At 56.2% G+C, this 3,766-nt stretch carries 3 protein-coding genes and 2 pseudogenes; all 5 read right to left on the minus strand.

Going from position 1 to position 3,766, the window contains the following annotated elements; translation table 11 throughout:
* Nucleotides 1-180: pseudogene (locus E8A46_RS10545) on the minus strand (cation transporter); the annotation flags it as partial.
* Between the two features lie 415 nt (nt 181-595).
* Nucleotides 596-1,825, minus strand: a complete 1,230-nt coding sequence (locus E8A46_RS10550; protein WP_291560255.1) for an ABC transporter substrate-binding protein — start codon at nt 1,823-1,825, stop codon at nt 596-598.
* 271 nt (nt 1,826-2,096) lie between these two features.
* Nucleotides 2,097-2,426: a DUF3768 domain-containing protein gene (locus E8A46_RS10555; protein WP_291560258.1), complete on the minus strand. Its 330-nt coding sequence runs from the start codon at nt 2,424-2,426 to the stop codon at nt 2,097-2,099.
* Between the two features lie 121 nt (nt 2,427-2,547).
* Entirely contained in the window at nt 2,548-3,171 is a 624-nt protein-coding gene (locus E8A46_RS10560) for a hypothetical protein (RefSeq protein ID WP_291560260.1), read from the minus strand.
* A 220-nt stretch (nt 3,172-3,391) separates the two neighbouring features.
* Nucleotides 3,392-3,766 (minus strand): annotated as a pseudogene (locus tag E8A46_RS10565) (hypothetical protein); the annotation flags it as partial.

Here is a 3,766-nt window from a genome sequence, read left to right on the forward strand (position 1 = left end):
CCATCGAACAGCGCTGACAAACCAAGAACCGCGTAGTTGATTGCAGCATTCCGGATCGGCTCGGGATATAGGACATGTGCGACGCCTTCATAGAAGGACACCCCGGTCCCCGAGCGCGAAAGCCATTACGGCGACGACGAAACTCCAGAAATATATTTCGCGGCCGTACCCCAGCGGGTGATCAGACCGGATACATTGATGCAAGACCGCTCACGCCAGCTTGACGAAACCTCTTGCAACGCACGGCCGGACCATACAAATGGGTCAATCGCGTCATTTTCACCACCGGCTGCTCACTTCCGGTCTTCCCCAACAAGCAGACATATTCAGTGCCCGTCGGGATGTCTCAAACGTGCCAGATTCGGAAGTCGCCAACCTCATTCGATCATCACATTAGCCTTTATGAGCAAGGAGGCCGGAGCGGGGAAAGCTTCAAAAGCTCTTGGCCGACGAGGAAGCCAAAAGAAGCCAAACTGAGGCGATGGCGTCATCCGGACGAGCGCACGGATGTTGATCCAAACAAAAAGACCGCCCGAAGGCGGTCTCTGTATTCCGGATTTGATTTTTGCTTCGGTGCTGGTCTGCGCGACAGTCGTCAGTTAGTGGTGATGTCACCGCTAATGATGTCACCGAACAACTCCCATTTCTCGCCCTTGAACCGCATCATCTGCAGCTCGGACAGCGGCGCGAAGTCAGTCGCCGAAGTGTTGATCTTGACGCCGGGAATCAGCGTGTCGGGCGTGAAGTCCTTGAGCGACGCCGCCTGCTTCATCACGTTGGCGCGCGTCAGATCGTCACCGCACAGCCTGAGCGTCTCAACCAGCGTCTGCGCGACGCCGTAGCCATAGACCAGATTGCCGTCGGAGCGATTGGCACCCGGCATGTATTTGTCGATGAACGCGGACCATTTCTTCATGCCGGGATCGTCGTTCCACTGCGGGTCGGCACCGTCCTTGGCATAGGCGGCTGACAGAAGGCCTTGTGCATTCTCGAAGCCAGCCGGCTGCAATACGCTGCCGACTGAAGCCGAGACGTTGGCGACGATCTGCAGCGGTTTCCATTCGATCTCGGCAATTTTCTTGATCGCCTGCGCCGCGAACTTCGGCGTTGTGATGCTCAGGAACACGTCGGCGCCGGTGGATTTTAGCTTGACGATGTGGGAGTCGATCGTCGGCTCCGTGGTCTCGTAGCTTTCCTCCGTGATGATCATCGACGCCTTGGCGCCGAGCCCGTCCCTCAAGCCCTTAAGGTAATCTTTCCCGAAGTCGTCGTTCTGGTAGAGAACGGCGATTTTCGCGTTCGGCTTCTCCTTCAGGATATACTTGGCGTAGATCTGCGCCTCGCTCTGATAGCTCGGCTGCCAGCCCATGGTCCAAGGAAACCCCTTCGGATCGTTCCACTTGGCTGCGCCGGTGGCGACGAACAGCTGCGGTACTTTCTTGGAGTTCAAGTACTTCTGGATCGCGGAGTTCGACGGCGTTCCAAGCGGATTGAACACTACCAGTACTTCGTCGCTCTCGACCAATTTGCGGGCCTGCTCGACCGCCTTGGGCGGGCTGTAGCCGTCGTCATAGGTGATGAAGTTGATCTTGCGACCGTTGATGCCACCCTGATCGTTGATCATCTTGAAATAGGCTTCCTCGGTCTTGCCGATAAGCCCGTAAGACGACGCGGGGCCGCTGTACGGCATAATGTTGCCGATCTTGATTTCAGTATCGGTCGCGCCAGTGTCGTACTTCTTCTGGGCGAGTGCGCTGCCAGAGACAGCGACGGCGAAAATGGCGACAGCCGACAAAGCGGCGAGCCGCAGCCGAGTGATGGGCATCTTACACCTCCCAGATATAATTTTTGATTGCAGGACGCCCGTCTGATTGAACACGTTTTCGATGCGGGTCCTTGCGCTAGATCAATGCGCTTACTCTGACAACTATCTCATCGATGTCACTCGGGAATGGAAATTAGAACGCAACCGGCTCTCGATGAGGCCACGTTCAATGTCCGGTGTGGGTCAAAACCGGAAGTCGCTGCCATAAAATGCGACTTCCGCTATGCCCCCAGCAGCGGACATTGTTCGATCCCCAGGTACAAGCCTACGCCTAATACTCCTCAGCGAGCATGATCGTGATGACCCGCTCGGTGACCGTGGAATCGGCGGGATCCGGCGAGTGGAAATTCCGGTCCTTGTCGTAATAATCGATCTTAAACATGACGGGGGTGCCATCGAAATCGAACGCACCAAAATCATGCTCGCCGTAGGGATCATTGGCGGTGCAAAAGTCGTCAAAGGTGGCGATAGCGTTAGCCAAGCGGCCGATGGCTTCTTCGCCGAGTGCCGCGATGCCCGGGGTCATAAAGACGCCGCCGTTGTACAAGTGCCGCCGCAAATCGTCGTTGAGCGCACGAATGCGGTCCGTGTCTGAGGACATGGTTGTCTCCGTTCTGATAAAGTTTGTGGGGTGGCCCGCGAAAGCGTTGCCGAAGGCGAGTGGTTGGTTTGGAAAAGGCCCGGGCCGTGGTCCGGACCGTATTGTTGGCCTTGCAAGTCGGTTACGCGGGCCTTGGATTGATCAGCCCAATCGTCGAAATATGCCGCTCGAATTTTGGTGCCTTCGGATAGTCGCGATACCGGAGGGTCAGAATTTCGTCGTCGCGAGAGATCACGATGGCTTCCCACCAACCCTCGCCAGGACCTTCGTCGGCGAGAACCATGTTGCCAGCCGCGATGGATTCCCAATTCTGGGGTAACCCAGAAGCTAGCGGTGGCAGAACGGTTGGGACGTAGGCAGGCGCTTGCTCCGTGCTTTTGGTGGCCTCCCGCGCCGCCGCTGCAGCAGCCGTCCGCTCGGCCTGCGAGCGGTCAAGTTCCGCCTTATGCGAGGCAAGTGCGGTGAGGATCCCGTCGTAGAGGTCACGCTTGATATTAGGGATGAAGGATTTTCCTCGGGCATAGATTCGACCGACGGCAAGCTTCATGCCGAGCTTGACCGTTTCTTCGGAGCTGCCGCCGTCGAAGAATTGAAGCTTCTGGGCCGTGACGACCGGGAAGACTGTTTCCATGTCACTCATCAAGAAACGAGCCCCCTTGGGTTTGCCAGCCTCATCGAGGCCGAAAACAAACAGCTGAACTCGGGGGTCGTTACTGAGGTCGGGTTTGTCGGATTTCTTGGTCATGAGGTTCTCCTTGAAAAGCAGAAGGGGCCCGATGGGCCCCCTTTTTGCGACGGATAGGTATTGCTGTTTCGATCCCAGGGATCCGGCGGTCTATACCTTGTCATGGAAGTATATTCTCCATTAAAGCTTCCAAGTCGCATCATGCGAGCTTGTAATTACAGTGTATTCAACGAATCGGTGATTTTCAAGCAAAAACAGTACTTATTAATACATAATAGTACTACGATTTCAATGGCTTATGCCTGCATGTATTGAACAATTGGCAATAGGTATTTTGGCATGATTTGCGGTCATCGATGCGGTTACCGTTGCAGATGTTGAGGCCGTCGGCGGCGCAAAACCGCCAAATCGCATGCTGCACGAAGCGCGGAAACGCCCTCGGAAATTGCCTGTTAAAGGCGCTGGCATCGATCTGACAGGCGACGGTGCGAATGATCTCGGCACAGCCGTCAGGGCCATAGCAGGCCACGCCATAGCGGTGGGGAGTGCCGCAGTCGTCAAGGATGCCAGTGCGGTGCAGAAAATTATGAACCAGGGTGTCGATGGCAATCATGTCTTTGCCGGTCTCGAACCAGTGCGGACGGCCGTCTGAGGC

The organism is Bradyrhizobium sp. (assembly GCF_004799445.1).
Lineage (GTDB): Bacteria > Pseudomonadota > Alphaproteobacteria > Rhizobiales > Xanthobacteraceae > Bradyrhizobium.